The sequence below is a fragment of the Stenotrophomonas sp. genome (assembly GCF_032103445.1).
Lineage (GTDB): Bacteria > Pseudomonadota > Gammaproteobacteria > Xanthomonadales > Xanthomonadaceae > Stenotrophomonas.
In genome coordinates this window covers 1-25,938 of record NZ_DAMDFR010000003.1, presented here as the reverse complement: position 1 = coordinate 25,938, position 25,938 = coordinate 1, and the positions used below count along the sequence as shown (strand labels likewise).

The following is a 25,938-nucleotide window of genomic DNA, read 5'->3' as shown; positions in this document are numbered from 1 at the left end:
GTCATATGCCAGCGCTACGGTCAGCGCTGAGCCGCCCGGCCCCCTTACGTTTACTGTGGAGCATCCCATGGCCCTGTACAACTCGATCCTGGACACTGTTGGCAACACCCCGGTGGTGCGCCTGAACCGGATCGCCCCCGAGCACGTCACCCTGTATGCCAAGGTCGAGTCGTTCAATCCCGGCGGTTCGGTCAAGGACCGCCTGGCGCTGGCAATCATCCTGGACGCCGAAGCGCGCGGCCTGCTCAAGCCCGGCGACACCATCGTGGAAGCCACCTCCGGCAACACCGGCGTGGCCCTGGCGATGGTGGCTGCGGCACGCGGCTACAAGTTCGTCGCCACCATGGTGGAAACCTTCTCTATCGAGCGCCGCAAGCTGATGCGCGCCTACGGGGCCAAGGTGATCCTGACCCCGGCGGCCGAGCGCGGCTCGGGCATGGTGCGCCGGGCCAAGGAACTGGCCGAGGAGCACGGCTGGTTCCTGGCCAGCCAGTTCACCAACCCGGCCAATCCGGCCTACCACCGCAACACGACCGCCGCGGAGATCCTGCGCGACTTCGCCGGCAAGCGGCTGGACTACTTCGTGACCGGCTGGGGCACTGGCGGCACTCTGACCGGCGTGGGCGAAGTGCTGAAGGTGGCCCGCCCGGAAACCCGGATCATCGCCACCGAGCCGGAAGGCGCAGCCCTGCTGGGGGGGGCCGAGTGGAAGCCGCACAAGATCCAGGGCTGGACCCCGGACTTCGTGCCGGATGTGCTGAACCGCGAGGTGTACGACCAGTTGCTGAACATCGATGATGCCCGCGCGATCGAGACCTCGCGCCGGCTGGCGGCAGAGGAAGGGATCTTTGTCGGGATCTCGGCCGGTGCCACGGTGGCCAGTGCGCTGGATGTGGCGGCCAAGGCTGAACCGGGCAGCGTGTTGCTGGCGATGTTGCCGGACACCGGCGAGCGGTACTTCTCCACGCCGCTGTTCGCGGATATCAATGAGGGGTCGGACGACGAGTGGCTGGCGGGTACACCGTAGAGCGGGGCTTGCCCCGCTGCGCCCCACCCCACGCCCACCTTCACGGTGGGCGTTTTCCTTTGCGGGGCCGGGTCGCACGGTCTGAGACGGCAATGACGCAGTCTCTACCTGCCGCCGGTTACCGTGAAGCCAGGCAGCAATCTCCCCCAGTACGGCCCGGCATCAAAAGGAGCGGCACGCATGAAGATCGAAGTGTGGCAGGGCGACATCACGACCCTGGAGGTGGATGCGATCGTCAATGCGGCCAACGAATCCCTGCTTGGCGGGGGTGGGGTGGACGGTGCAATCCATCGGGCCGCAGGCCCGCAGCTGCTGGCCGAATGCGCGGCGCTGCCAGAAGTGAGGCCGGGCGTCCGCTGCCCCACCGGCGAAGTACGTGCCACGGCAGCGTACAACCTGCCGGCCCGGCATGTGCTGCACACGGTCGGCCCGGTCTGGAACGACGGCACCCGCGCCGAACCGGAACTGCTGGCCAACTGCTACTGGAAGTCCCTGCAGCTGGCCGAAAGCCTGGGCCTGCATTCCATTGCCTTCCCGGCGATCAGCTGCGGCGTGTTCGGTTATCCGCTGCACCAGGCCGCACACATTGCCGCGACGGAGACGCTGGCGTGGCAGCGCTCGCACCGCGAACCGCAGCGGATCATCCTGGTGGCCTACAACGCGGCCACGTTCAAGGCGTATCAGTCGGCCTTGGCTGCATTGGGGCAGCCGGTGGAAGTGGCGGGGTCCTTGCCGATGCCCGGTATGGGTATGGCGTTGCCAGCCACCGCGCCGTAGAGCCACGCCCTGCGTGGCTTCGCGATGCTGAATTGGCCGTAGAGCCACGCCCTGCGTGGCTTCGCGATGCTGAATTGGCCGTAGAGCCACGCCCTGCGTGGCTTCGCGGTGTTGGACGAAGAGCAGCCACGCAGGGCGTGGCTCTACGGGTATATCCATTCACCGAAGAACGGCTGCAACGAGCGACCTGCCGCCTGCTCCATCGCGCGCTGGAAATCAGCAGTCACCACCGGGCGTCCATCATTCGCCTGCGTATAGGCACGAATGCCCCGCCAGAACGCGTCCTCGCCCATTTCCGCGCGCAGCAGATGCAGCACATACGCCCCTTTCTGGTACACCACCGCACGATCATCCGCGGTCGGTGCCTTCCAGTCCGGATAGACCAGCGGGCGATCCGCGCCTTTCGCGCGCAGTAATTCCACCCGCTCGCGCCACGCTTTGATCTTCGCCTGGTACCCCGCCTCGCCCTGCGCATGCTGCAGGTACGCCGCGGTCATGAAGTTGGCGAACCCTTCGTTGAGCCAGAAGTGCTCCCAGCCCGCGCAGGTCACCCGGTTGCCCCACCACTGGTGCGCCGCTTCGTGCGCGACCAGCGCGATCTGATCCGGCTTATCCAGTACCTCGGCACCGTACGCCTCGGACATCACTGACAGCCCGGCCATTTCCTGGCCGATGGTGCGTGCCACCAATGCCTGGCTGTAGTCGCCTTGATAGGGCAATCCGGACTTGTCGGCGAAGAAAGCGAGCATGTCGCCGGTGCGGGCGAAGATCTGTTTCAGCTGCTGCGGTGAGCGGTTGACCGACAGCAGGTGCAGCGTGCTTTTGCCGTGCGGCAGCGCGGCCTGCTGGTAGCGGCCTGCTGCGAATCCGTACACATAGGCCGGCATCGGCGATGCCAGCATCCAGCGGTGCTCTACCCGTCCGTCCGGCAACGTGCGCGATGGCATCGCGCGGCCAGTGCCTGCGGCTTTCAGTTCTGGCGGCAGGGTCAGTGACAGCGCGAGGGTTGCACGTTCATCCGGGGCATCCACCGACGGCATCCATTGGCTGGTGGAGAAAACGGTGTAGACCTCGTCGCGATCCGGGGCGAATTCCAGGCCGAACGGTGGTGCGCCCTCGTAGCGGAGGTGCAGCGTAGTCGGCGCGTCCGTGGGCGCGGGTTGATCGAGCCTGATGCGCAGGTGGCCGTTGTGTTGTTCGAAGGCCAAGGCGCGGTCGTTGTGGGTGACCGAGGTGACGTTCAGTTCGCCGCTGTCGAGGAACACTGCGGTGACGTCGTTGTGCGTGGGTTTCAGTGTTACCGACATCTGTCCGGTTACGCGTTTACCCGCGATGTCGGGGACGAGTGCGACGTCGTAGTGGAGGATGTCTACGGCGCGGTCTTTTGAGGCCAGTGCCGAAGTGGGAAGCAGAAACGCAATGAGTAGCCAGGCGCGCATTGCGGGGAGTCCGTTCGGAGTGCGAGTTTCGCATCGTGCCAGATGTGATCGCGTGTTGTGGGTGTTCCGCGAACGGCAGCCGGGCAAGCCCGGCTCTACGTGGGCATAAAAAATCCGGTGCAGGGCGGGCCGGCACCGGATTCTTTTTTACTGCAGTGGATCAGGCGTGGATCAGCCGTTCCACTTGCCCAGGGCGGCCTGGCCGTTTTCCTTGGCACGCTCGAACACGGTCTTCTGTGCGGCGGCGTAGTTGGCCTTCATGTCCTTGGCCCACAGCTTCAGTGCGGCCTGCTGCATGGCGCGGCCGTAGGAGAAGCTCAGCGGCCACGGCAGGTTGCCCATCTGGTTCATCGCGTTCAGGTGTGCGGTGGACTGCTCGTCGCTCTGACCACCCGACAGGAACACCACGCCCGGCAGGATCGCCGGCACGGTGCTCTTCAGGCACATCACGGTGGACTCGGCCACTTCTTCGACGTCGGCCTGCTCTTCGCTGCCCTTGCCGGCGATGACCATCGAGGCCTTCAGGATGGTGCCTTCCAGCAACACGTTCTGCTGGTACAGCGCGTCGAACAGCGAACGCAGGGTAGCTTCGGTGACTTCGTAACAGGTTTCGATATCGTGTTCGCCGTCCATGATCACTTCCGGCTCGACCATCGGCACCAGGCCGCATTCCTGGCACAGCGCTGCATAGCGGGCCAGCGCGTGGGCGTTGGACTCGATGCAGGTGCCCGACGGGATGCTTTCACCGATGTTGATCACCGCGCGCCACTTGGCGAAACGGGCACCCAGCTTGTAGTACTCCTGCAGGCGCTCACGCAGGCCGTCCAGGCCTTCGGTGACCAGTTCGCCCGGGCAGCCGGCCAGCGGGTGGGCACCCTTGTCGACCTTGATGCCCGGAATCATGCCGTGATCGGCCATGTACTTGGCGAACGGCACGCCGTCCTTGGTCGACTGGCGGATGGTTTCGTCGTACAGGATCGCGCCGGAAATGTGCTCGTTGAGCTTCGGCGTGGTCAGCAGCAGCTCGCGGTAGGCGCGACGGTTCTCTTCGGTGTTCTCGATGCCCACGCTGGCAAAGCGCTTGGCGATGGTACCGGTGGATTCGTCGATGGCGATGATGCCCTTGCCGGGGGCGACCATGGCCTGGGCGGTTTCGGCCAGCTGTTCGATGCTCATGTATTTCCTGTGGCGGGTGCGGGAAAACCGCAATTATAGACCCGCCCTTCCCTGAACTGGCTGTCCACGGATTTTGGAAACGCTTTCAGCCGGGCATGGCCCGGCTGTGCGTCGGTTGCATCAGCCGGGCAAGCCCGGCTCTACAGGTCGCCCAGGCCGCTGGCGCGGCCGTCCGCGCCTACTTCCAGCAGGCGCAGGGTGTTGGTCGCGCCGTGGGTCTCCATGTGCTCGCCACTGGTGAACACCACGCGGTCGCCGGCCTGCAGGCGATCCGCTTCCACCAGCAGGCGGATGCTGCCGCGCGCGGCTTCACGCGGGGTCAGGCCGCGGCTGTCGAAGTTGATCGGGAACACGTCGCGCATCAGCGCCATCTGGCGGCGTGCGCCGTCGTGACGGGTCACCGCGAACACCGGGGCCGAGGCACGGAAGCGCGACAGGTAGCGCGCGGTGCCACCGGATTCGGTCATCGCCACGATGGCGCGCACGCCCACGTGCTGGGACAGGAACATCGTGGCCATGGCAATGGCCTGGTCGGCACGTTCCAGGTTGCGCGGCGACGCGCCGAAGTCGGTTTCGGTCTGGAACTGACGCTCTGCACCCAGGCAGATACGCGCCATCGCTTCGACTGCCTTGACCGGGTACGCACCGGCCGCGGTTTCGGCCGACAGCATCACCGCGTCGGTACCGTCGATCACCGAGTTGGCCACGTCCAGTACTTCGGCGCGGGTCGGGATCGGACTTTCGACCATCGACTGCAGCATCTGCGTGGCGGTGATCACCACCTTGTTCTGGGCCAGCGAGGCCTTGATGATCTTCTTCTGCAGGCCCGGCAGTTCGGCGTCGCCGATTTCCACGCCGAGGTCGCCTCGCGCCACCATCACCACGTCGCTGGCATCGACGATCTCTTCCAGATTCTCGATGGCTTCCGTGCGCTCGATCTTCGACACCAGCGCCGCATCGCAGCCGTGCTGCTGGGCGATGGCGCGGGCGTCGTTCATGTCCTGCGCGTTGCGGCAGAACGAGACCGCAATGAAGTCCACGCCGATCTTGGCGACGATGCCGATCAGTTCCTTGTCGCGCTCGGTCAGCGCGCCCAGCGACAGGCCACCGCCCTGCTTGTTCAGGCCCTTGCGGTCAGACAGCACGCCGTCGTTGAGCACGGTGTTGATGATGCGTTCGCCCTGCACTTCGACCACCTGCAGCTGCATCAGGCCATCGTCGAGCAGCAGCACGTCGCCCGGACCCACATCCTGCGGCAGGCCGAGGTAGCTCACGCCCACCTGGGTGGTGTCACCGGCCGGTGCATCCGGCGAGGCAACCAAGTCGAAACGGTCGCCGGCCTTCAGCGTGATCTTGCCTTCGGCAAAGCGCTCGATGCGGATCTTCGGACCCGGCAGGTCGGCCAGGATGCCCACTTCCACGCCCACCCGCGCGGCAGCAGCACGTACATCGGCGGCACGCTTGGCCTGGCCGGATGGGTCACCGTGACTGAAATTCAGCCGCACCACATTGACGCCGGCGCGGAACAGATCCTCCAGCACGCCGGGCTTGTCTGTTGCCGGCCCGAGGGTGGCGAGGATCTTGGTGCGACGCTGACGCTCAATCATGGTTAAAGGGCTCCCTGGAAAGGGTCAAAATTAGCACACCCTTCACGCCCCATGAATACGTTTACACCTTTGCGCCTGCTGGGTTTCGCAGATGTCCTACGGACAGTCCCGAAGGCCGGGACAGGACAGCGCAGGTCCTGCCCACGACATGCGGCGGCGTACGGATCGCCGCCGCCCGCCCTACACCGTAGAGCGGGGCTTGCCCCGCTGCCGTTCCGGCCTGTTCAGGCCAGCAATGACAACAACGCGTCCGGTGCCGCGGCCAGATGTTGCGCACCCGCCGCCTGCAGTTCCGCCGCCCCACCAAACCCCCACAACACGCCGATGTTGCGCATCTGGTGATGCCGCGCACCCTCGATATCCATGCGGCGGTCGCCGATCATCCAGCACTGCTGCGCCGGCAACTGCAGCCGTCGCAGGGCTTCGGCCACGAGTTGCGGCTTCTCGCTGCGGCTGCCATCGATGGTCGCGCCGATCACGTCCTCGAAACAGCTGCCAAACGGCAGATGCTCGACGATGCGCCGCGCATGCGGTTCGTTCTTGGCGGTCACGATCGCCAGACGATGTCCGCGTGCGTGCAGGTCCTTCACCACCTGGCCGATGCCGGCGTAGACCTCGTGCTCGCGCCAGCCGACCACATCGAAGCGCTCGCGGTAGTACGTGACCGCCTGCTCCACTTTCTCAGGATCATTGAACAACGGCGCAAAGCTGGTCCGCAGCGACGGACCGATCCAGCGCCGCAGTTCCTCCTGCGGCGGCACCGGCTGACCCATCTGGGTCAACGCATGCGCCACGCACTGGGTGATGCCGACCGCTGAGTCGATCAGCGTGCCGTCGAGGTCGAAGAACAGGGTGTCGGGTTCATGCCCGGCATGGGTGGCGACCATGCCGGGATGGATCAGCGACATCAATTGCCTCGGGCTTCAAGTGCCGCCACCGCCGGCAGCGTCTTGCCTTCCAGGAACTCCAGGAACGCACCGCCACCAGTAGAGATGTAGCTGACCTGGTCGGCGATATCGAACTTGTCCACTGCAGCGAGGGTGTCACCACCACCGGCAATGGAGAACGCCGGCGAGGATGCAATGGCCTTGGCCAACGCTTCGGTGCCGTGGCTGAAGGCTTCAAACTCGAACACGCCGACCGGGCCGTTCCAGACCACGGTGCCGGCCTTGGCGATCAAGCCAGCGTAGTGCTGCGCGGTCTGCGGGCCGATGTCCAGGATCAGGTCATCTTCGGCGACCTCGCTGACCGCCTTCACCGAGGCCGGGGCGTCCGGCAGGAACTGCTTGGCGACCACCACGTCGGTGGGCAGCGGAATGTCCGCACCGCGGGCTTTGGCATCGGCCACGATCTTCTTCGCGGTATCCAGCAGATCCGGTTCGTACAGCGACTTGCCCACCGGGTAGCCGGCGGCGGCAATGAAGGTGTTGGCGATACCACCACCGACGATCAGCTGGTCGACCTTGCCAACCAGGTTGGCCAGCAGTTCCAGCTTGGTGCTGACCTTGCTGCCGGCGACGATGGCCAGCAGCGGCTGTGCCGGCGCATGCAGGGCCTGGGCCAGCGCGTCCAGTTCGGCCATCAGCAGCGGGCCACCGGCGGCCACCGGGGCGAAGCGGATCACGCCATGGGTGGAGGCCTGCGCACGGTGCGCGGTGCCGAAGGCATCCATCACGAACACGTCGCACAGCGCGGCGTACTTCTTCGACAGCGCTTCATCGTCCTTGCCCTCGCCCACGTTCATGCGGCAGTTTTCCAGCAGCACGATCGATCCCGGGGCCACCTCCACGCCGTCGACCCAGTCGCGCACCAGCGGCACCTGCACACCCAGCAGTTCGGACAGACGCTGGGCTACCGGAGCCAGCGAATCGGCTTCGCTCCACACGCCTTCCTTCGGACGGCCCAGGTGCGAGGTCACCATGACCGCTGCGCCCTGCTCCAGTGCCCGCTTCAGGGTCGGCAGCGAGGCGGTGATGCGCTGTTCGGAGGTGATGCGGCCGTTCTCGATCGGCACGTTCAGGTCCTGGCGGATCAGCACACGCTTGCCGGAAAGGTCGAGGTCGGTCATGCGGACGATGGACATGGGGCAGCAGCTCTTGACGGAAAAGGAAAGGGCGCCGCGCACGGCGCGCAGCAGCCATTGTAACGGTCATGTGTCCCGGTAGCGCCGGCCGTTGGCCGGCCCTCATGAACGCGGGATGCATCGCATGGGCCGGCCAACGGCCGGCGCTACCGGCACATCGCGTGCGTCGCGCAGGTCGGGGTTATCGCTTCGTGCGCAACAGGCTGATGGCAAACCCACCAACGATCAGCACGCCCAGCACCAACAGCCCCCACAGCAGCCAGCGCTTCCAGTCACGTTCGGGCCGCACTGCGGCGTCGCCGCCAAGCGTCTGCGCCGGCCCCTGCACCGTGGCCGTCGCGGGCTGCCACTGCGCACCCTGCTGTTCGCGCAGCTGCGCCAGCACTGTCCCCACCGGCGCATCGGCACGCGCCGCGCGCACGCTTCCGGCCGCCACCGTGAACGGCGGCTCACCTTGGCTGAGGAACACCAGTGTCTCCGGCTGGTAGCCCAGCTTCAGGGTGGGGGCCTGCGCCGGCTGCCCTTGGGTAGCGGTGAGCTTCCAGTAGCGGTCACGGATTGGCACCGGCAGCGCCTGTGCCTGCGACTGCCGCCGCTGCGCACTGTCCTGCAACTGGTAGGCAACCCACGGCCCCGCACGCACCTGCCACGGCTGGGCGGCATCGTCGCGGCTGAGCAGGGTCCACTGCACCACGCTGTTGTCGGCCGTGGCGATATCCACCTGCGCCACCGGGAAACGCCCGTCCAGCACATATTCGAACTCGCCCGGTACGCCGGCATTGCCCGGCAGCGCACGCCATTGCCAGTCGATCGCCTGCAGTGTCGACATCGGTTCGGCCTGCACAGCGGACAGTACCGGCAGCGCGCCGTTGGACGCGGGCAGGATGCGGATGTACTTCGCTTCGCGGCCGATGAAGATGCGGCGCTGCTGCAGGCGATTGCCGTCCTGCGCAAGGTCCACCAAGGGCACGTCGTCATTGATCAATTGCCAGGTCTGCAGGTCGTCGCTGACGTCCACACGCACCCGCAACTGCACTGCCGGCCCGGACTGCCAGTCCAGCCGCAGCGCCTGCAGCGCCGCGTCCAGCTTGCTGGCATCCACCAGCCAGCCGCCGGGCTGCGCATTGCTGGCGGTGCGGCCCAGACGCGCTTCGACGCGGCGCACACTGCCGTCGGTGTTGCGTTCGGTCAGCAACTGCAGGTCATCGCCGCCTGCACTGCCCTGCGCAGGCAACGCGAACCATGGCAGCGGCTGCAGCGGCGTGAGCTGCGCCACGGGTTGCTCGGCACTGAACAGCGCGGAGGGCAGCGGCTGGCCCTGTGCGTTGAAGATCTGGATGTCCTTCAACTGCGGCGACACCGCACTGCGGTACTGGGCTTCGCCGAGCGTGAGTTTGTACGCACCGGCCTGCGGCGCAGACAGCTGCAACGGCCACTGCTCGCGATAGTTCTGGCGCGCGTCATCGGCCAACGCCAGCAGCGGCGCAGCCAGTAGAAACAGTCCGGTCAGGACCTGGCAGACACGATTCACGGTGCATTCTCCACAGCAGATTCGGCGGCGCGCGGCGGAGCCGGTGCCAGGTAGCCCACCACCGTGCACAACAGGCCGTAGGCGATGAAAGAGGCAATGCCGAGCAGGTTGCCCAGATGCTGGCGGTCGATCAGCACCAGCTTGGCCAGTACCACGCCCATCAACACGGCACCCACCAGCCACAGGGCGCGCTGGCCACGCCGCGAGCCCCACACCCAGCTGATCACGCCCAGCACGCTCCAGACCACGGTCAGGCTGGTCTGGGCCAGCGTGGAGGACCACAGCCGCTCATTCCAGTCCACCCCGCCCCAGTGGTGCACGGCATGCAGGGTGATGCTGGTGAGGGCAACAAACCCCGCCACGGCCAGCAGCGGAATGCGCTGGGACTGCAGGTCCTGCGGAGCCTGTCCGGTCCACAGCCAGCGCGCGAGCAGCGCCAGCACCGCCAGCTGGGCCACCTCCAGCGGATTGAACAGCGGCACCCATGGCAGCGGGGTGGCATCACCGGGCGCGAACAGATACGCGCACCAGGCCAGTGCCAGAACCGCGAACACGGTGCCCTGCAAGGCATGGCGGCTGTGATCAAAGCGCCCGCCCAGCGGCAGGGTCAGCCAACGCCAGCGCTGCAGCGACACCGCTGCCAGCAGCAGCCAGGGCAACAAGGCCAGCGCCAGCGCCCAGCCCTGGGCCAATTCAAAGCGCGCGGCCAGCCAGCTCGCGGTGAGGGTGAGCACGGTGGGCCACAACAGCCACCAGATGAACTGCGCGGCCACGGCCGCACGACCCTGACCGCCACGCAGGCACCACAGGCTGCGCACGCCGAGCGCGGCGAATACCGCCCAGGCCAGCGCACCGTATCCCGCGAAGGGCTGCTGGTGCAGGTCCACCTGCCAGAGCGCCATTGGGAACGCGCACAACAACATCACCAGCGTCGTCAGCACCAGCGCCCGCGCAGGCTGGCGGCGGTGCATTTCAGCCGCGAGCCAGGCGGTGACGGCAACCAGCACCAGCATGGCGTCGGGCACGCTGCTGCGTGCGACGAATCGGCCGATTTCATGGCTGAAGGTTCCCAACCACCACAACAGGCCCCACAGGTAGTAGACGATGGCCGGTGCCTCCTTGTCGGCGCGGCGACAGCTCCAGGCGGACGCAAACCCGGCCACCGCCAGCAGCAGCCCGCTCATGAAGGTCGGATTTGCCACGGCAGTGCCGTCGAAGCGCCAGTAGTCGGCACCGACCACGAAGGCGAACGCCGCGCCCAACTGCAGCAGCGCACCGGCGATCTGCGGCAGCAGACGCTGCTGGCGCAGGCCGAGCCAGACCAGCCCGGCCCCTTCCAGCGCAAAAATGCTGGCGGTGGCACGCGCCGACAGCGCCAGTGGCACCGCCAACGTTGCGAAGCCCACGGCCAGCACTGCGTGGCACTGGCCCAGTGCGGCGTAGCGCTCGCGACGGATCAGCGCCCAGCCCAGGCCGGCGTACAGCGCCGCCAGCGCCAGCGCGCACAGGGCCAGCAGCAGGCGGTCGTGGTGCAGCATGCCGGCCTGCAGCGAGAACGCGATCAGCGGCGTACCAAACACCAGGCTGCCGTCGATCAGGTCACGCTTCTCCGCCGGCTGACGGCGGGCGTACAACAGCGGAATGACCAGGTAGAACGCGAAGAACAGCAGCAGGAACGGTTCCGTGCTGGCGAACTTGTCGGCCTGGTACTGCAGCACGCCCCAGAAGGTGCCGATGCCGAACGTGAAGGCAAAACCGAGCAGGTTCAGCACGCGCCACGGCCGCCACCAGGCGATGGCGAGAATGGCCGCATTGAGCACGGCGTAGTACGAGAACAGCGCGACGTGGTTACCGCTGCCGGTGGAGAGCCAGATCGGGGCCATGAAGCCGGCCAGGATGCCGAGCACGGCCAGGGTGCGCGAGTTCTGCACCACGGCCAGCACGCCAAGGCCGGCAATGAGCAGCACGCTCAGGGCGAAGGCAATGCCGGGGTCGACCAACCCATACCGTTTGAACGCGGCGAAGATGGTAAGCAGCAGGATGCCGATCGCCCCGCCCTGCAGCGCCAGCGCGAACAACCGCCGACGCTCGCGCTGCACCCAGCCGAACACCAGCAGGCCCAGTGCGCCGGCGGCGATGCCGGCCAGGCGCAGTTCGATGGGCGCGTTGAGCCAGCCCTGGTCACTGGCGTACTTGAGCAGTGCGGCGACACCGGCCAGCAGCACCAGCATGCCGATCTTGACCGGCACGTTGCCTTCGGTGAACCAGGCTTTGACGGTATCGATGGCGCGTTCGATGACGTTCGGCCCCTGCGGCACGGCAGGTGCCGGCGGGGTAACCGGCGCGCGTGGCGGCAATGGCGGGGGTGCGGCGCGGGCGGCGACGGGAGCGGGTGTAGGAATCGGTTCGGGTGCGGGTGCCTGCACCACGGGCGCGGCTGGCATTTCCGGCGAAACGGGGGCGCTGTCACGCCACGGCTCGGCCACAGGCGGTTCAGGCGCAGCCGCAGCCTGCGCTGCGTAGCGAGCCTCTTCCAGCGCGGCCACGCGCCGGCGCAGGCCGCCAATCATTACCAGGGCCACCACCAGCAGCACGGGCATGGCCAACAGGACCAGCACGGCCAGGACAATCAACGCTTCCATTCCACGTCATCCTCGATCAAACGCCGCCCCTTCCCCGAGGGTGGGTACCTGCGGCACGGGGTCATCGTACCTGATGTGCCCGGTTCGGCAGGGTGCACGATCCCTGTAGAGCCGGGCTTGCCCGGCTGCTGTTGGATCTGGGCGAACAAACGGTGGCCATGGGAAATGCCAGATCAACGGCGATGTTGGTCCGGGTCATGCGTTACCGGATGTTGGGAATTTCACGGCCGTCGTCTGTCGACCGACGCTACCGGGGCTACGTGCTTTTGATTTTCGATGGCCACCGACGCACTGTCGATGGCGGATCGGGGTGGGCTGGAGGGGGCGTGAGCCGCATGGATGCGGCGATCGAGCTTACATGGACGTACTTGCAGCGTCCCCCGGAACGCCCATCCCGAGCCGCCAAACCAGGGATGCCGTGAACACCGGCTGTTCGCCCAGATCCAACCGCAGCCGGGCAGAGCCCGGCTCTACGTAAAACGGCGCGCCCCTTTTCAGGAACGCGCCGCTTTTGACTTACCGAAAAACCGAATTACTTGGCAGCCACAACCTTGGCCATTTCCAGGCACTTGTTGGAGTAGCCCCATTCGTTGTCGTACCACGACACCAGCTTGACGAAGGTGCCGTCCAGCGCGATGCCGGCTTCGGCGTCGAACACCGAGGTGTGGGTTTCGCCGCGGAAATCGGTGGCCACGACCTTGTCTTCGGTGTAGCCCAGGATGCCCTTCAGCGCGCCTTCGCTCTGTGCCTTCACTTCGGCGCAGATTTCAGCGTAGGTGGCTTCCTTTTCCAGTTCCACGGTCAGGTCGACCACGGACACGTCCGAGGTCGGCACGCGGAAGCTCATTCCGGTCAGCTTCTTGTTCAATTCCGGAATCACCACGCCCACGGCCTTGGCCGCACCGGTGGAGGACGGAATGATGTTTTCCAGGATGCCACGGCCGCCGCGCCAATCCTTGTTGGACGGGCCGTCAACGGTCTTCTGGGTCGCGGTGGCGGCGTGCACGGTGGTCATCAGGCCACGCTTGATGCCCCACTTGTCGTTGATCACCTTGGCCAGCGGGGCCAGGCAGTTGGTCGTGCACGACGCGTTCGAGATGATCGCCTGGCCGGCGTAGGTCTTGTCGTTCACGCCGTACACGAACATCGGCGTGTCGTCCTTCGACGGGGCCGACAGGATCACCTTCTTCGCGCCCGCATCCAGGTGCTTCTGCGCGGTTTCCTTGGTCAGGAACAGGCCGGTGGATTCGATCACCACGTCCACGCCCACTTCGTCCCACTTCAGGTTGGCCGGGTCGCGTTCCTGGGTCAGGCGGATCTTCTTGCCGTTCACCAGCAGGTCGCTGCCGGACACGCTGACGTCAGCCTTGAAGCGGCCGTGCACGGAGTCGTACTTCAGCATGTAGGCCAGGTAATCGGGCTCCAGCAGATCGTTGATGGCCACGATTTCGATGTCATTGCCGAAGTTCAGCACCGCCGAACGCAGCACGTTGCGCCCGATGCGACCGAAACCGTTGATGCCAACCTTGATTGCCATGTTCACAAGCTCCTGCAGCCGCGACGGTGCGGCGCCGATGGAAAGGGACGCCATTCTAGCAAAGCCTGCCCCCCGGCAGCCGGGGCCCCGGGCCGGCTGGCTGACCGCCGGCTGAGCGGCCGGGTCGGATTGATCCGGATCAAGGCGGGGTGAGGCGCGGACGGGAAAACTGGCCCCATTCCACCCCGCAACGAGACACCCTCATGCGCAAGACCTCCACCCTTCTGCTGTCCAGCCTTGCCGTCGCCCTGTCGCTGGCCGCCGCCCCGGCCATGGCCCAGTCCAAGGGCGACTGGACCATCAGTGCCGGCGTGCACCAGGTTGCCCCCAAGTCCGACAACGGCACCCTGGCCGGCGGCCTGGAAGTCGACGTCGACAGCGACATCAAGCCGACCATCACCGGCGAATACTTCATCGCCGACAACCTCGGCATTGAAGTGCTGGCCGCCCTGCCCTTCAAGCACGATATCAACATCAACGGCCTGGGCCGCGTCGGCAGCACCAAGCACCTGCCGCCGGTGGTCACCCTGCAGTACCACTTCAACAGCCAGGGCAAGGTCTCGCCGTTCGTCGGTGCCGGTGTCAACTACACCACCTTCTTCAGCGAAGAAACCACCGGCGCGCTGGCCGGCGCGGACCTGAAGCTGGAAGACTCCTGGGGCCTGGCCGCCCACGCCGGCCTGGACTTCAAGGTCGCCGAGAACGGTTCGCTGCGCGTTGACGTGCGCTGGATCGACATCGACAGCAAGGTCAAGCTGAACGGCGAAAAGATCGGCACCGTCAACATCGACCCGCTGGTGTACGGCGTGGCCTACGTCTTCAAGTTCTGATCGGCGGATCAGAACCCAACCGAGCAACACCCCTCGCAGCAAAGCATTTGCCCCGGCCCCGGCCGGGGCTTTTTTGTTCTGCTGCTGGCCAGATGCGGTCAAGATCGTCGGCACCATCGCCCGCTAGAATGCGCCGATGAAGATCTCCTCCCTGTTCCGTGCCAGCACCCTCGCCCTGGCCCTCACCTTTGTTTCCACCGATGCCCTGGCCTGGGGCGCACAAGGCCATCGCCTGGTGGCGCGCGTCGCTGAGTCACGCCTGACCCCGACCACCCGTGCCGAGGTCGACCGCCTGCTCGCCAACGAACCGGTGCCAACGCTGGCCGGCGTGGCCCCTTGGGCCGACGAACTGCGCGCCAAGGACCCGGGCCTGGGTCGGCGCTCGGCGCGCTGGCATTACATCAACATGGGCGAGGACGACTGCCAGTACCAACCCGCCAGCCAGTGCGCCAACGGCAACTGCGTGGTCGAGGCGCTGAAGGCGCAGACCGCCATCCTCGGTGACCGCAGCCGCTCCGATGCCGAACGCGCGCAGGCACTGAAGTTCGTGGTGCATTTTGTCGGCGACATCCACCAGCCGATGCATGCCGGTTACGGCCACGACAAGGGCGGCAACGACTTCCAGGTGCAGTACAACGGTCGTGGCACCAACCTGCATTCGCTGTGGGACAGCGGCATGCTCAATACCCGCAAACTGGATGACGACGCCTATGCCGCGCGCCTGAACAAGCTGCCGAAGCCGAAGTTCAGCAAGCGCGCCAACATCAATGCCGACGCAGTGGCGTGGGCTGAAGCCAGCTGCCGGATTGCCATTGCACCTGGCGTTTACCCACCGAAGCGTACGCTTGAGGCAGGCTATACCGACACCTACCTGCCGGTCGCCGAGCGCGAACTGCGTCTGGCCGGCGAACGCCTCGCCGTGCTGCTCAACGACACGCTGGGGAAACGCTGAGGATCTGATCATGCCGCTGCACGTTGCCGCTTTCTTCCACCCCGACAGCCATACCTTCAGCTACGTGGTGCATGACCCGGCCTCGCTGCAGGCGGCAGTGATCGACCCGGTGCTGGACTACGATCCCGACACCGACGCGCTGGGTGAAGCACCGTTGCAGGCGCTGCGCGCCCACGTGGATGCGCATGGACTGCAGGTGCGCTGGCTGCTGGAAACCCACGCGCATGCGGATCATGTGAGCGCCGGCCGCCGGCTCAAGCAGCAGTGGCCGCAGGCAACATTGGCGATGGGCGAAGACATCACCCAGGTGCAGCGCACGTTTGCCCCGCGCTATGGGATGGACGTGCCCGCCAACGGTGCGCCGTTCGACCACCTGTTCGTCGATGGCGAGCGATTTGCGCTGGGCGAGCTGGATGCCGAGGTGATCGCGGTGCCGGGCCACACCCCGGACAGCGTGGCCTACCGGATCGGCGATGCGCTGTTCACCGGCGACTCGTTGTTCATGCCGGATGGCGGCACGGCGCGCTGCGATTTTCCCGGTGGTGATGCTGGGCTGCTGTATCGCTCGATCCAGCGCCTGCTGGCGCTGCCCGATGCGACCCGTGTGTTCGTCTGCCATGACTATGGTCCGGGCGGGCGCAAGGTGGCCAACGAAACCACCATCGGGGCGCAGCGTGAGCACAACATCCATCTGCGCGATGGGGTGAGCGAGGCGGAGTTTGTCGCCACGCGGCAGGCGCGTGACGCCACCTTGGCCGAGCCGAAGCTGATGCATCCTTCAGTGAAAGCGAATATCCAGGGTGGCGCGTAGAGCCGGGCTTGCCCGGCTGTTCCGGGAGCCGGGCAAGCCCGGCTCTACGTCAATGTTGGCGCGCGATACGTCAGAGTTGGCGTACGTTACGTCGGTGTTGCCGCGCGATACGTCAGTGCTGGCGCAGGATCTGCTGGCCTTTCACGATTTCGAAGCTGAAGGCATACAGCAGACTGACCGCCACCGGCTCAACACGTTCAGCATCACGACAATCCCCCCGGTCTTCCGGCACCTGGCCCGGGGCGAAATGGCACACTGCAGCGGGTGAGAAGCGCCACTGTGCCACCGCCTCCTGCGCCGCCTGCACCAGCACCGTGTTCTCCGCCGCAGCACCGGCCCGACATTCCGGCCGGTCATTGAGCAGCACGCTGCGCTCGACCCTGCCTTCCGCGTTCACCACCACCTGCAGGCAGACCTGGGTGGGAGGCAGCTCCCGACGTGGATCGCGCTCGCCCAGCACCGGCTGCGGCCCCCCATACAACTGCGGCATGCGATAGCCCTCGGTGGCACCCAGTTCGTAGGCCGCCACCGCGCCACTCCCGCCACCAGGTGCCGCAGCTGCCAATCGCCGGTGGTCGACGTTCTCGCTGCGCGTGTCTACCGTGGTGATGGCAGGCTGGCTGGCACAGCCGGTGAGCAGCAGTGCCGCCAGCAGCCCTCCCCACCTCATGGTGCAGGAGCCTCGTCATTCATTTGGAACGTGACCGGGATCTTCAGTGCGGAGGCCACCGGCTTGCCATCACGCAGCGCCGGCTTGAACGTCCATGCGCGCGCCGACGTCACCGCCGCATCCTCGAACACACCCGCCGGCGTTGCGCTCAGCACGCGCACATCGGTGACGCGACCGTCTGCGCCCACCTCGACACGCAGGTCGACCTTGCCTGACACGCCTTGCTCGAAGGCTGCGGTCGGGTACTTCGGTGCCGTGGTATTGATCACCTGGGCCCCCACGGTTTCCGCGCTGCCGGCCGGGACGGGCTCTGCTTCAAAGCCGATCGAGGGTGTTCCGGCACCGCCCTGGCTGGCCCACGCCATGCTGCACAGTCCAATGCACAGCCCCACCACCACGACCTGACCGGATACCCACGGCAACGCCTTCCGCTTGTTCTGCTTCAACATGGCAATTCGCTCCTTCAACATCGGCTGGCTGCGCCAATGACAGGCCATCGGCGCAACCGGGTGGACCAGCTGCGCCTTGAGCAGCGTGCTGGCATAGAGCCGGCGCAATGCCGGATGGGAATCCACCGTGCGCGCATCGCAGGCCAGCTCCTGGTCACACAGGAAGCGGCGCGTCGCCCACGGCAACAGCGGATGGAACCAGAACACGCAACGCAGCACAGCAACGGCGAGGTTGGCCCAGTGATCGCGGTGGGCACGGTGGCTGCGCTCGTGCTGGAGGACGAGATCACGCTCGGCCACGCTGAAGCGCAGATCGAAGTCCGGGCCCACGACAATGCGCGGTTCCAGCACGCCGACCAGCGCCGGCAAACCGGGGTCCGCACTGGCCTGCCAGCTGCCGTCGGAACGCGGAGACAGCGGCCCCATTGCCTGCATGAAGCGGCGTTGCGCGCGAATCTGCACTACCGCCACGCCCACGGCACCGGCCAACCACACGGCGACCAGCAGCGCGGGCCACAGCGGTGCATCGGCCGGCAGCAGCGGGGTTGTCAGCACGGTCCCGAATGCGCGCACCGGTGCGGCCTCGATCACGGCTACTGCGGGCACCGGCAGCAAGGGGGCCAGCAGCGCCAGCGGCAGCAACCACCAACTCCGGTACACCACTGCCGCGCCGCCCAGCCGCTTCAGCAACGGGCGCGCCATCGCAATCAGCAGCACCGCAATGGAGCCCCATGCACTGGTCAGCAACAAGACCTGCAGCAGACTAGTCATGGTCCAGCTCCTGGATCAGCTTCTTCAATTCGGCGATGTCCTGCGCGCTCAGCTCCCCGCGCTGGCTGAAATGGGCGACCAGCGGGGCGACCCGGCCGGCAAACAGCTTGTCCAGCAGGCCGCTGCTCTGCTCGGCCACCCAGCTCTGACGCTGCAGCACCGGCGAGTACAGATAGCGCCGGCCGTCCCGGCTGGCGCTGATGGCGCCCTTGGTGAGCAGGCGGTTGAGCAGGGTCTTGATGGTGGGCTCGGCCCAGTCGCGGTCGGCCAGCGCGGCCACCACGTCATCGGCCCCGAGCGGATGCCGCGCCCACAGCACTTCCATGACAATCGCTTCGGCTTCGCTGATCTGGCTCATCATTTACACCCGTAATCGACGGTTCGATTACGCACGTAATCAAACCCGATGTCAAGCCTTTGTCAACACCGGATTCATGGGCGCGCTGCCACGATCTCAAAAGATTTCACGTTGGGCAGGACAGCACTGGATGACCGATCACCTTACCGACCTGGACGCCGCCGTCGATTGGCTGCTGCAACGGGTGAATGGCCCGCTGCGGATTGGCGCACCGCTGGCGCTGGGCAAGCCGCACCGCCTGCTCAATGCGCTGTACGCGCGGGTGGAAAGCGATGCGTCGCGGCCGTTGCAGTTGTACACCGCGCTGTCGCTCAACCCGCCGAAGCCGCCCTCGGGGGGACTGGAAGGCCGCTTCATGGCCCCGTTCGCCGAACGTCACTTCGGTGCGGACTTCCCGCGCCTGGCCTATGCCGACGCCGTGGCGCGTGACCGCCTGCCGGCGCACGTGCAGGTGGAAGAGTTCTACATGCAGTCCGGCGCGCTGCTGGGCTCGTCACAGGCACAGCGCGGCTACACCAGCCTGAACTACACGCATGCCGCCGATGCGGTGGCGCAGCGCGCGCCGCACGCCATTGTGCAGAAGGTAGCGATGCGCCCGGACGACCGCCGGCTGTCGCTGTCGTGCAACAACGACATCACCCAGGACACGCTGGACGCGATGGCCGCACGCGGGCTGCCGCGCCCGCTGCTGATCGCCGAGATCGATCCGCAGTTGCCGTACCTGGGTGGCTCGGCCACGGTGGATGTGACCTTCTTCGACCTGGTGATCACCCCGCCGCCGCCCTACCCGGCCCTGTTCGGGCTGCCGCGCCAGCCGGTCAGCGACGCGGATTACGCCATTGGCCTGTACGCGAGCACCCTGGTGCGCGACGGCGGCACGCTGCAGATCGGCATCGGCACGCTGGCGGACGCGATCAGCCACGCGCTGGTACTGCGCCACACCGACAACGCACGCTACCGGCAGATCCTGCGGGCGCTGGATCCGGAGCTGGAGCAGAATCCCACAGTGCTGGAATGCGGCGGGCTGGAGCCGTTCGAAGTGGGCCTGTATGGCTGCAGCGAAATGCTCAACGAAGGCTTCCGCCGGCTGGTTCAGACCGGGGTGATCCGGCGCAAGGTGCACGACGATCTGGCGCTGATGCAGCGGATCGAGAACGGCAGCACGCTGAGCATCGACCACGCCACGCTGGAAGCGGAGGGCGAGTATCTGCACGGCGCGTTCTACCTGGGTTCGCCGGATTTCTACCAGTGGCTGCGCGACCTGCCGGAAGACGAGTGCCGGGCGATCGGCATGCGCCGGATCAGCGAGATCAACCAGCTGTACGGCGGAAACGAGACGCTGGAGCGATTGCAGCGCCGCCATGCGCGCTTCTTCAACTCCTGCATGATCGCCACCGCGCTGGGCGCGGCAACCTCGGATGCATTGGAAGATGGCCGGGTGGTGTCGGGCGTGGGCGGCCAGTACAACTTCGTGGCGATGGCACATGCCTTGCCGGAAGCGCGCAGCGCCCTGATGTTCCGGGCCACGCGCGAGGATGCGCGGGGGCTGCAGTCGAACGTGCGCTGGAACTACGGGCACACCACCATTCCCCGGCACCTGCGCGACATCTACATCAACGAGTACGGCATTGCGGATCTGCGCAACCTGACCGATGAGGATTGCGTGGTGAACATGACCGCGATTGCCGATGCCGGTTTTCAGGACGATCTGCTGCAGACGGCGAAGGCATCGAAGAAGCTGGCGACGTCGTTTGCTGCGCCGGCGCGGTGGCGCGAACGCAACAGTGCGGCGGCGGTGAGTGCGGCATTGGCACCGTTCCGTCACTCCGGCGAACTGCCGGACTATCCGCTGGGCAGTGATTTCACCGAGGTCGAGCAGCATTTGGTGAAGGCGCTGGGCTGGTTGAAGCAGAACACGCTCACCCGCGGCGGAAAGCTGCGCACGGTGCTGGCGGCGTTACGTCAGCCGGCCGGTGATGGCGACGTGGTGTATCTGCAGCGCATGGGGTTGGATGCACCTAAGACGTTCGGCGAGAAGCTCGAGGCGCGGTTGGTGCGATTGGGGTTGGCGCGGACGGCTTGACGGCGTATGCCGGTGCGCTTGCAAATGTGACGTAGAGCCGGGCTTGCCCGGCTGCTGTTGGTTTTGGGCGAACAGCCGGTGGTCATCGGTTTCCGTGTTTGGACGTGCCGGGGTGGGTTTGCGGGACACGCCGTGAACCCGTCCATGGGGGCTCGTAGAAAACATCCATGTTTTCTACGGTCCCGCAAACCCACCCCGGCACGCCCCAGACAGTTGGCCGGTGGCCATGGGAGGGCCACGGCAACATCAACGGCGATGTCGATGTGGGGTCATGCGTTACCGGATGTTGAGGATTTCACGGCCGTCGTCTGTCGACCGACGCTACCGGGATTACGTGCATCTGATTTTCGATGGCCACCGATGGTCTGTCGTGGCGGCTCGGGGTGGGCTGGAGGGGGCGTGAGCCGCATGGATGCGGCGATCGAGGCTACATGGACGTACTTGCGCCGTCCCCCGGAACGCCCATCCCGAGCCGCCAAACCAGAACAACGTTGACCGCCGGCTGTTCGCCCACAACCAACAGCAGCCGGGCAGAGCCCGGCTCTACGGAAATCGTGCAATCAGGACATGGCAAACAAAAACGGCGCTCACCGTTGCCAGTGAGCGCCGTTGGGTTTCATGCAGGCAACGATCAGTTGGCCAGCTGTGCCTTGGCGGCGGCGACCACGTGTTCGGTGGTGATGCCGAAGTGCTTGTACAGCGCGTCCGCCGGGGCCGAGGCACCGAAGGTGTCGATGCCGACCACGGCACCGTCCAGACCCACGTACTGACGCCAGAAACCGGTCACGCCGGCTTCAACGGCCACGCGGTTGCGCACCGCGTTCGGCAGCACCGCTTCGCGGTAGCCCGCGTCCTGGCGCTCGAACACGTCGGTGGACGGCATCGACACCACGCGGGTCTTGATGCCGGCCGCGTCCAGTTCGACCTTGGCCGCAACCGCCAGGCTCACTTCCGAACCGGTACCGATCAGGATCACGTCCGGCACGCCGCCTTCGGCGTCGGCCAGCACGTAACCGCCACGGGCGATCTGCGCCACCTGTTCGGCGTTGCGCGGCTGGTGCGGCAGGTTTTGGCGGCTGAACACCAGGCAGCTCGGGCCATCCTGGCGGGTGATCGCCGACTTCCAGCTCACCGCCGATTCCACCGCGTCGCACGGACGCCACACGTCATTGTTCGGGATGTAACGCAGCGAGGCCAGGTGCTCCACCGGCTGGTGGGTCGGACCGTCTTCGCCCAGACCGATCGAGTCGTGGGTGTAGACGTGGATCGCGTGCGCCGGAATCAGCGCGCTCATGCGCACGCCATTGCGGGCGTAATCGCTGAACACCAGGAAGGTGGCGTCGAACGGAATGAAGCCGCCGTGCAGGGCCAGGCCGTTGGCGATGGCGGTCATGCCGAACTCGCGCACGCCGTAGTACACGTAGTTGGCGTTCGGGTCGTCAGTGGCGACCGACTTGCTGGCCTTCCACAGGGTCAGGTTCGAATGCGCCAGGTCGGCCGAACCACCGACCAGTTCCGGCAGCAGCGGAGCGAATGCTTCAATCGCCAGCTGCGATGCCTTGCGCGAGGCGATGGTCGGGCCTTCGGCCTGCACCTGGGCGATGTAGGCGTCAGCCTTCGCCAGGAAGTCTTCCGGCAGTTCGCCACGCGAACGGCGGGTCAGTTCTTCAGCTTCGGCCGGGAACTGCGCCGCGTACTTGTCGAACTGCTGTTCCCACTCGGCCTGACGCAGGGTGCCGGTGCCACCGGCGCGCCAGCCGGCGTAGATTTCTTCCGGAATCTCGAACGGACCGTAGTTCCAGCCCAGCGCCTTGCGGGTGGCTTCCAGCTCATCCTTGCCCAGCGGTGCGCCGTGGCTGGATTCCTTGCCGGCCTTGCCCGGCGAACCGAAACCGATGGTGGTGCGGCAGCAGATCAGGGTCGGCTTGTCGAACTGCGCCAGCGCGCTGTCGATCGCCGCCTTGATGCTGTCCGGGTCGTGGCCATCGACGCCGCGCACCACGTTCCAGCCATAGGCCTCGAAACGCTCGGGGGTGTTGTCGGTGAACCAGCCTTCGGTGTTGCCGTCGATGGAGATGTGGTTGTCGTCCCAGAAGCAGACCAGCTTGCCCAGACCCCAGGTGCCGGCCAGCGAGGCGGCTTCGTGGGACACGCCTTCCATCAGGCAGCCGTCGCCCAGGAACACCCAGGTGCGGTGGTCGACGATCTCATGCTCGGGGCGGTTGTAGCGCTGTGCCAGCAGCTTTTCCGCCAGCGCGAAGCCGACCGCGTTGGCCAGGCCCTGGCCGAGCGGACCGGTGGTGGTTTCCACGCCGGGGGTTTCATGGCGTTCCGGGTGGCCGGCGGTCTTGCTGCCGAGCTGGCGGAACTGCTTGAGCTGCTCGATCGGCAGGTCATAGCCGCTCAGGTGCAGCAGCGCGTACTGCAGCATCGAGCCGTGGCCGTTGGACAGCACGAAGCGGTCGCGGTTGAACCACTTCGGGTTGTTGGGATTGTGACGGAGGTAGTCGTTCCAGAGCACTTCGGCGATATCGGCCATGCCCATCGGCATGCCGGGATGCCCGGACTTGGCGGTTTCGACCGCATCAGCGGCAAGGAAGCGGATGGCGTTGGCCAACTGGCGGCGGGTGGGCTGCGTCATGGTTCTGTCGGGGTCGGGAGGCTCCCGCAATTTGCGGGCAGCCTATTGTCCCACAGTCGACCGACCGGGTCAGGACAGAAGCGTCAGCCTTGTGAAGGCGGGCACGGAAACAGAAACGCCCCGCTGGGCGGGGCGTCGGGTGCTGCAAGCCGTCCGATTACGGGGCCTGCAGGGCAGCCTCAATCACGCCACAGGTGGAGGCGCGCTGGAACTTTTCGCTGGTGTTGTGGGTGGGCGGGGTCGTTTTGGTCACACTGACCTTGGACGAATTCTTGCCTTGCGGCTCGACCATGACGTTCCACGGCAGAGTTACCATGCCCTTGTCACCCTTGGTCTGCTGCTCGAACTGCAGCATGCCGATGTCCTTGTCTTCGGACGTGAAGGTCAGGCCAGCCTTCACACCTTCGCGCTTGATGCGCTTGAGAGCCGTCTCTGCACTGACCGGCACCACGCCCCAGTTGGTGAACTTGCGGCCTGCGAAGAAACTACCTTCCTGCACGTAGTTGGCCTCGCAGTCCTTCTTTACTTTGGCACTCTCAGCGCTGGCGTCCTGTGCGCTGGCGTCGAACGCCAGCAGACCCAGTGCCGCCACGATCAGATACTTCCTCATCTTTGTTGCTCCTTTCCCCGCACGGCGCCGGCGCGGCGCCTTCCATGCGCCGGGGCAGTATCCATGGCCTGCCGCGCAGGATCAATTGCCGGACGCGACAGATTCCGGAGTGTGATGCTCGTCACTTTCACCCTTGGCCACCAGCGTGGTCAGGGCCAGGTCGCCGGTGACGTTGAGCGCAGTGCGGCACATATCCAGGAAGTGATTCACGCCGAGAATCAGGCCGATGCCCATCGGGTCGACGCCGACCATGGCGCAGATCATCGCCACCACCGGCAGCGATCCTGACGGCACGCCAGCCGTGCCGATGCCGCCCAGGATGCAGACCACCATCACCATCAGCTGCTGGGTGATGCTGAGCTCCACGCCGAAGAACTGGGCCAGGAAGATCACGGTGACACCTTCAAACAACGCGGTGCCGTTCTGGTTGGCGGTGGCCCCCACGGTCAGCACGAAGCGCGAGACGCGCTGCGGCAGGCCCATCTGGTCGGCCACGCGCAGCGCGGTCGGCAGGGTGGCATTGCTGGAAGCCGTGGAGAAGGCCATCACCGTAGCCTCCTGGGTGTCGCGGAAGAAGGCCAGCGGCGAACGCCCGGACAGCCACACGGCGACGCCGTAGCTGACCACCATGTGCAGCCCCAGCGCCAGCACCACCACGCCCACATACGCACCCAACCGCACCAGCAGGTCGAAGCCGAAAATCGCGGCCAGGTTGAACATGAAGCAGGCCACGGCGTACGGGGCCAGGCGGATGACCAGGTTGATCAGGGTCATCGAGATCTCGAACACGCCCTCGATGCCCTTGCGCAGCGTGGCCACCTTGTCTTCCGGTGACAGCACCATGCCGATGCCGAACATCAGCGCAAAGAACATCAGCGACAGAATCGCGCCGTTGCTGGAGGCGGCGGCCAGCACATTGCTCGGCACGATCGACAGCAGCATGTCCATGCCCTTGGGCTGCTCGCCGATGTTGGCGACGATCTCGCGGCTGCGCTCGACGTTCTCGTGCAGCAGCTGGGCGGCCATGGCCGGGTCCACGCCAACACCCGGCTTGAGCACGTTGACCAGCACCAGGCCGATACCCACCGCCACGCCGGACAGCACCACGGTGTAGGCCAGGGTCTTCCAGCCGATCCGGCCCAGGGCGCGGATGTCGCCCATCTCCGACACGCCCATCACCAGCGCCGAGAAGATCAGCGGCACGATCAGCATGAAGATCAGGTTGAGGAACAGCCCCGACAACGGGGTGGTGACGTAGGTCATCACCGCGCGGGCGGCTTCGGTCAGGCCACCGATGTTGCCCTCGAGGGCATGCACGATCAGGCCCAGGACCAGGCCCAGTCCGAACCCGATGAACATTTTCCAGTGCAGGGGGAGTTTCTGCCGGGGCGGCGTCTGCCCGGGGGTTGCGGCCTCAGTCATCGAGCGGTGTTCCTATGGTGATCGGACAGCTTAGCAAAGCCGGCAGGGACTACCGGGCACCCCTCAACGGCCCGGGGGATACAAGGGTGCCAGGCCAGTGTGGTCAGTCGACGCCACCGGCCGCCAGTGCGGTCCGTCATGGAAGGCCCGGCGCAGGGTCTGCCTGGCCACGGCCACGCCACCGCCATTCCGGCTCCAGCGCGCGGCCTGCATGGCCTGCAGGGCCTGGCGCTGGTCGGGTTCAGCCAGCGCTGCCAGCACATCGTCCAGACCCCGCAGCCCGCCCATGCGGGCCAAGGTGGCAATCACATCGTCCAGGCCGCCGGTATCCAGTTGCTGGCGCAGTTCCGCCAGCGTGGGCGACCGCCGGGTCCCAGCCGCAACAGCAGGGGCGCTGACCACCGGCTGCCGGCGGCGACGCCAGCCCCATGCCAGGGTCAGCAGCCACAGCAGCGCGAACCCAGCCGCTGCGGCGATCCAGCCCCAGGGACGGGCCGGTGCGGCCGCCGGCAACGCAGGTGA

20 protein-coding genes and 1 pseudogene are annotated in these 25,938 nt (G+C 66.3%); 6 read left to right on the top strand and 15 right to left on the bottom strand.

From position 1 onward, the window contains the following. The first annotated feature begins 67 nt into the window (after nucleotides 1-67). On the top strand, nucleotides 68-1,027 hold the full coding sequence (gene cysK / locus RT551_RS01830; protein ID WP_311192413.1) for a cysteine synthase A: 960 nt from the start codon (nucleotides 68-70) through the stop codon (nucleotides 1,025-1,027). Nucleotides 1,028-1,207: 180 nt separating this feature from the next. Continuing rightward, entirely contained in the window at nucleotides 1,208-1,804 is a 597-nt protein-coding gene (locus RT551_RS01825; RefSeq protein ID WP_313455304.1) for an O-acetyl-ADP-ribose deacetylase, read from the top strand. Nucleotides 1,805-1,947: 143 nt separating this feature from the next. Here the strand turns inward: RT551_RS01825 and RT551_RS01820 are convergent, their stop codons facing one another. From RT551_RS01820 to gap, 8 genes are all read right to left on the bottom strand, one after another. Next, nucleotides 1,948-3,171 (bottom strand): M1 family metallopeptidase, encoded by a 1,224-nt coding sequence (locus RT551_RS01820; RefSeq protein ID WP_313455463.1) that lies wholly within the window; start codon nucleotides 3,169-3,171, stop codon nucleotides 1,948-1,950. 243 nt (nucleotides 3,172-3,414) lie between these two features. Beyond that, nucleotides 3,415-4,419 carry a class I fructose-bisphosphate aldolase gene (locus tag RT551_RS01815; protein ID WP_313455302.1) on the bottom strand — a complete coding sequence of 335 codons (1,005 nt, stop codon included), beginning with the start codon at nucleotides 4,417-4,419 and terminating at the stop codon, nucleotides 3,415-3,417. A gap of 140 nt (nucleotides 4,420-4,559) precedes the next feature. Next, the gene (gene pyk, locus RT551_RS01810; protein ID WP_313455300.1) at nucleotides 4,560-6,026 is read right to left on the bottom strand and encodes a pyruvate kinase; all 1,467 of its coding nucleotides are present in this window, start codon (nucleotides 6,024-6,026) and stop codon (nucleotides 4,560-4,562) included. A gap of 224 nt (nucleotides 6,027-6,250) precedes the next feature. Next, nucleotides 6,251-6,934, bottom strand: coding sequence for an HAD hydrolase-like protein (locus tag RT551_RS01805; protein WP_313455298.1), 684 nt, complete (start codon nucleotides 6,932-6,934; stop codon nucleotides 6,251-6,253). After that, nucleotides 6,934-8,109 carry a phosphoglycerate kinase gene (locus tag RT551_RS01800; protein ID WP_313455297.1) on the bottom strand — a complete coding sequence of 392 codons (1,176 nt, stop codon included), beginning with the start codon at nucleotides 8,107-8,109 and terminating at the stop codon, nucleotides 6,934-6,936. Before RT551_RS01800 ends, RT551_RS01805 begins: the two co-directional genes overlap by 1 nt. Nucleotides 8,110-8,290: 181 nt before the next feature. Continuing rightward, nucleotides 8,291-9,640 carry a DUF3999 domain-containing protein gene (locus RT551_RS01795; protein WP_313455295.1) on the bottom strand — a complete coding sequence of 450 codons (1,350 nt, stop codon included), beginning with the start codon at nucleotides 9,638-9,640 and terminating at the stop codon, nucleotides 8,291-8,293. Next, nucleotides 9,637-12,282: a DUF2339 domain-containing protein gene (locus RT551_RS01790; RefSeq protein ID WP_313455293.1), complete on the bottom strand. Its 2,646-nt coding sequence runs from the start codon at nucleotides 12,280-12,282 to the stop codon at nucleotides 9,637-9,639. Before RT551_RS01790 ends, RT551_RS01795 begins: the two co-directional genes overlap by 4 nt. 532 nt (nucleotides 12,283-12,814) lie before the next feature. Then, the gene (gap, locus tag RT551_RS01785) at nucleotides 12,815-13,819 is read right to left on the bottom strand and encodes a type I glyceraldehyde-3-phosphate dehydrogenase (RefSeq protein ID WP_282298498.1); all 1,005 of its coding nucleotides are present in this window, start codon (nucleotides 13,817-13,819) and stop codon (nucleotides 12,815-12,817) included. Nucleotides 13,820-14,022: 203 nt separating this feature from the next. On the opposite strand from gap, the gene RT551_RS01780 reads away from it, so the two are divergent. The 3 genes from RT551_RS01780 to RT551_RS01770 all read left to right on the top strand — a co-directional run bounded on the left by RT551_RS01780 (nucleotide 14,023) and on the right by RT551_RS01770 (nucleotide 16,412). Then, on the top strand, nucleotides 14,023-14,649 hold the full coding sequence (locus tag RT551_RS01780; protein WP_282298497.1) for an OmpW family outer membrane protein: 627 nt from the start codon (nucleotides 14,023-14,025) through the stop codon (nucleotides 14,647-14,649). A 136-nt stretch (nucleotides 14,650-14,785) separates the two neighbouring features. Further along, nucleotides 14,786-15,601, top strand: coding sequence for a S1/P1 nuclease (locus RT551_RS01775; protein ID WP_313455291.1), 816 nt, complete (start codon nucleotides 14,786-14,788; stop codon nucleotides 15,599-15,601). A 10-nt stretch (nucleotides 15,602-15,611) separates the two neighbouring features. Further along, nucleotides 15,612-16,412 carry an MBL fold metallo-hydrolase gene (locus RT551_RS01770; protein WP_313455290.1) on the top strand — a complete coding sequence of 267 codons (801 nt, stop codon included), beginning with the start codon at nucleotides 15,612-15,614 and terminating at the stop codon, nucleotides 16,410-16,412. 112 nt (nucleotides 16,413-16,524) lie between these two features. Here the strand turns inward: RT551_RS01770 and RT551_RS01765 are convergent, their stop codons facing one another. The 3 genes from RT551_RS01765 to RT551_RS01755 are packed head-to-tail and all read right to left on the bottom strand — an operon-like array spanning nucleotide 16,525 to nucleotide 18,660. Continuing rightward, complete coding sequence (locus RT551_RS01765; RefSeq protein WP_313455288.1) at nucleotides 16,525-17,082, bottom strand: hypothetical protein; 558 nt, start codon at nucleotides 17,080-17,082, stop codon at nucleotides 16,525-16,527. Beyond that, nucleotides 17,079-18,302, bottom strand: coding sequence for a TonB family protein (locus tag RT551_RS01760; protein WP_313455286.1), 1,224 nt, complete (start codon nucleotides 18,300-18,302; stop codon nucleotides 17,079-17,081). Before RT551_RS01760 ends, RT551_RS01765 begins: the two co-directional genes overlap by 4 nt. Then, complete coding sequence (locus RT551_RS01755; RefSeq protein ID WP_313455284.1) at nucleotides 18,295-18,660, bottom strand: BlaI/MecI/CopY family transcriptional regulator; 366 nt, start codon at nucleotides 18,658-18,660, stop codon at nucleotides 18,295-18,297. The genes RT551_RS01760 and RT551_RS01755 overlap by 8 nt, the downstream gene beginning before the upstream one ends. A 130-nt stretch (nucleotides 18,661-18,790) precedes the next feature. Here RT551_RS01755 and RT551_RS01750 point away from each other — a divergent pair, with 130 nt between their 5' ends. Continuing rightward, entirely contained in the window at nucleotides 18,791-20,743 is a 1,953-nt protein-coding gene (locus RT551_RS01750; protein ID WP_313455283.1) for an acetyl-CoA hydrolase/transferase C-terminal domain-containing protein, read from the top strand. Nucleotides 20,744-21,374: 631 nt separating this feature from the next. On the opposite strand, the gene tkt is transcribed toward RT551_RS01750, so the two are convergent. The 4 genes and pseudogenes from tkt to RT551_RS01730 all read right to left on the bottom strand — a co-directional run. Then, a complete protein-coding gene (gene tkt / locus RT551_RS01745; protein ID WP_313455281.1) occupies nucleotides 21,375-23,384 on the bottom strand; it encodes a transketolase in 2,010 nt (669 codons plus the stop codon). Between the two features lie 157 nt (nucleotides 23,385-23,541). After that, on the bottom strand, nucleotides 23,542-23,994 hold the full coding sequence (locus RT551_RS01740; RefSeq protein ID WP_313455280.1) for a hypothetical protein: 453 nt from the start codon (nucleotides 23,992-23,994) through the stop codon (nucleotides 23,542-23,544). 81 nt (nucleotides 23,995-24,075) lie between these two features. Beyond that, the gene (locus RT551_RS01735) at nucleotides 24,076-25,416 is read right to left on the bottom strand and encodes a dicarboxylate/amino acid:cation symporter (RefSeq protein ID WP_313455278.1); all 1,341 of its coding nucleotides are present in this window, start codon (nucleotides 25,414-25,416) and stop codon (nucleotides 24,076-24,078) included. 63 nt (nucleotides 25,417-25,479) lie between these two features. Continuing rightward, nucleotides 25,480-25,938: pseudogene (locus RT551_RS01730) on the bottom strand (protein BatD); the annotation flags it as partial.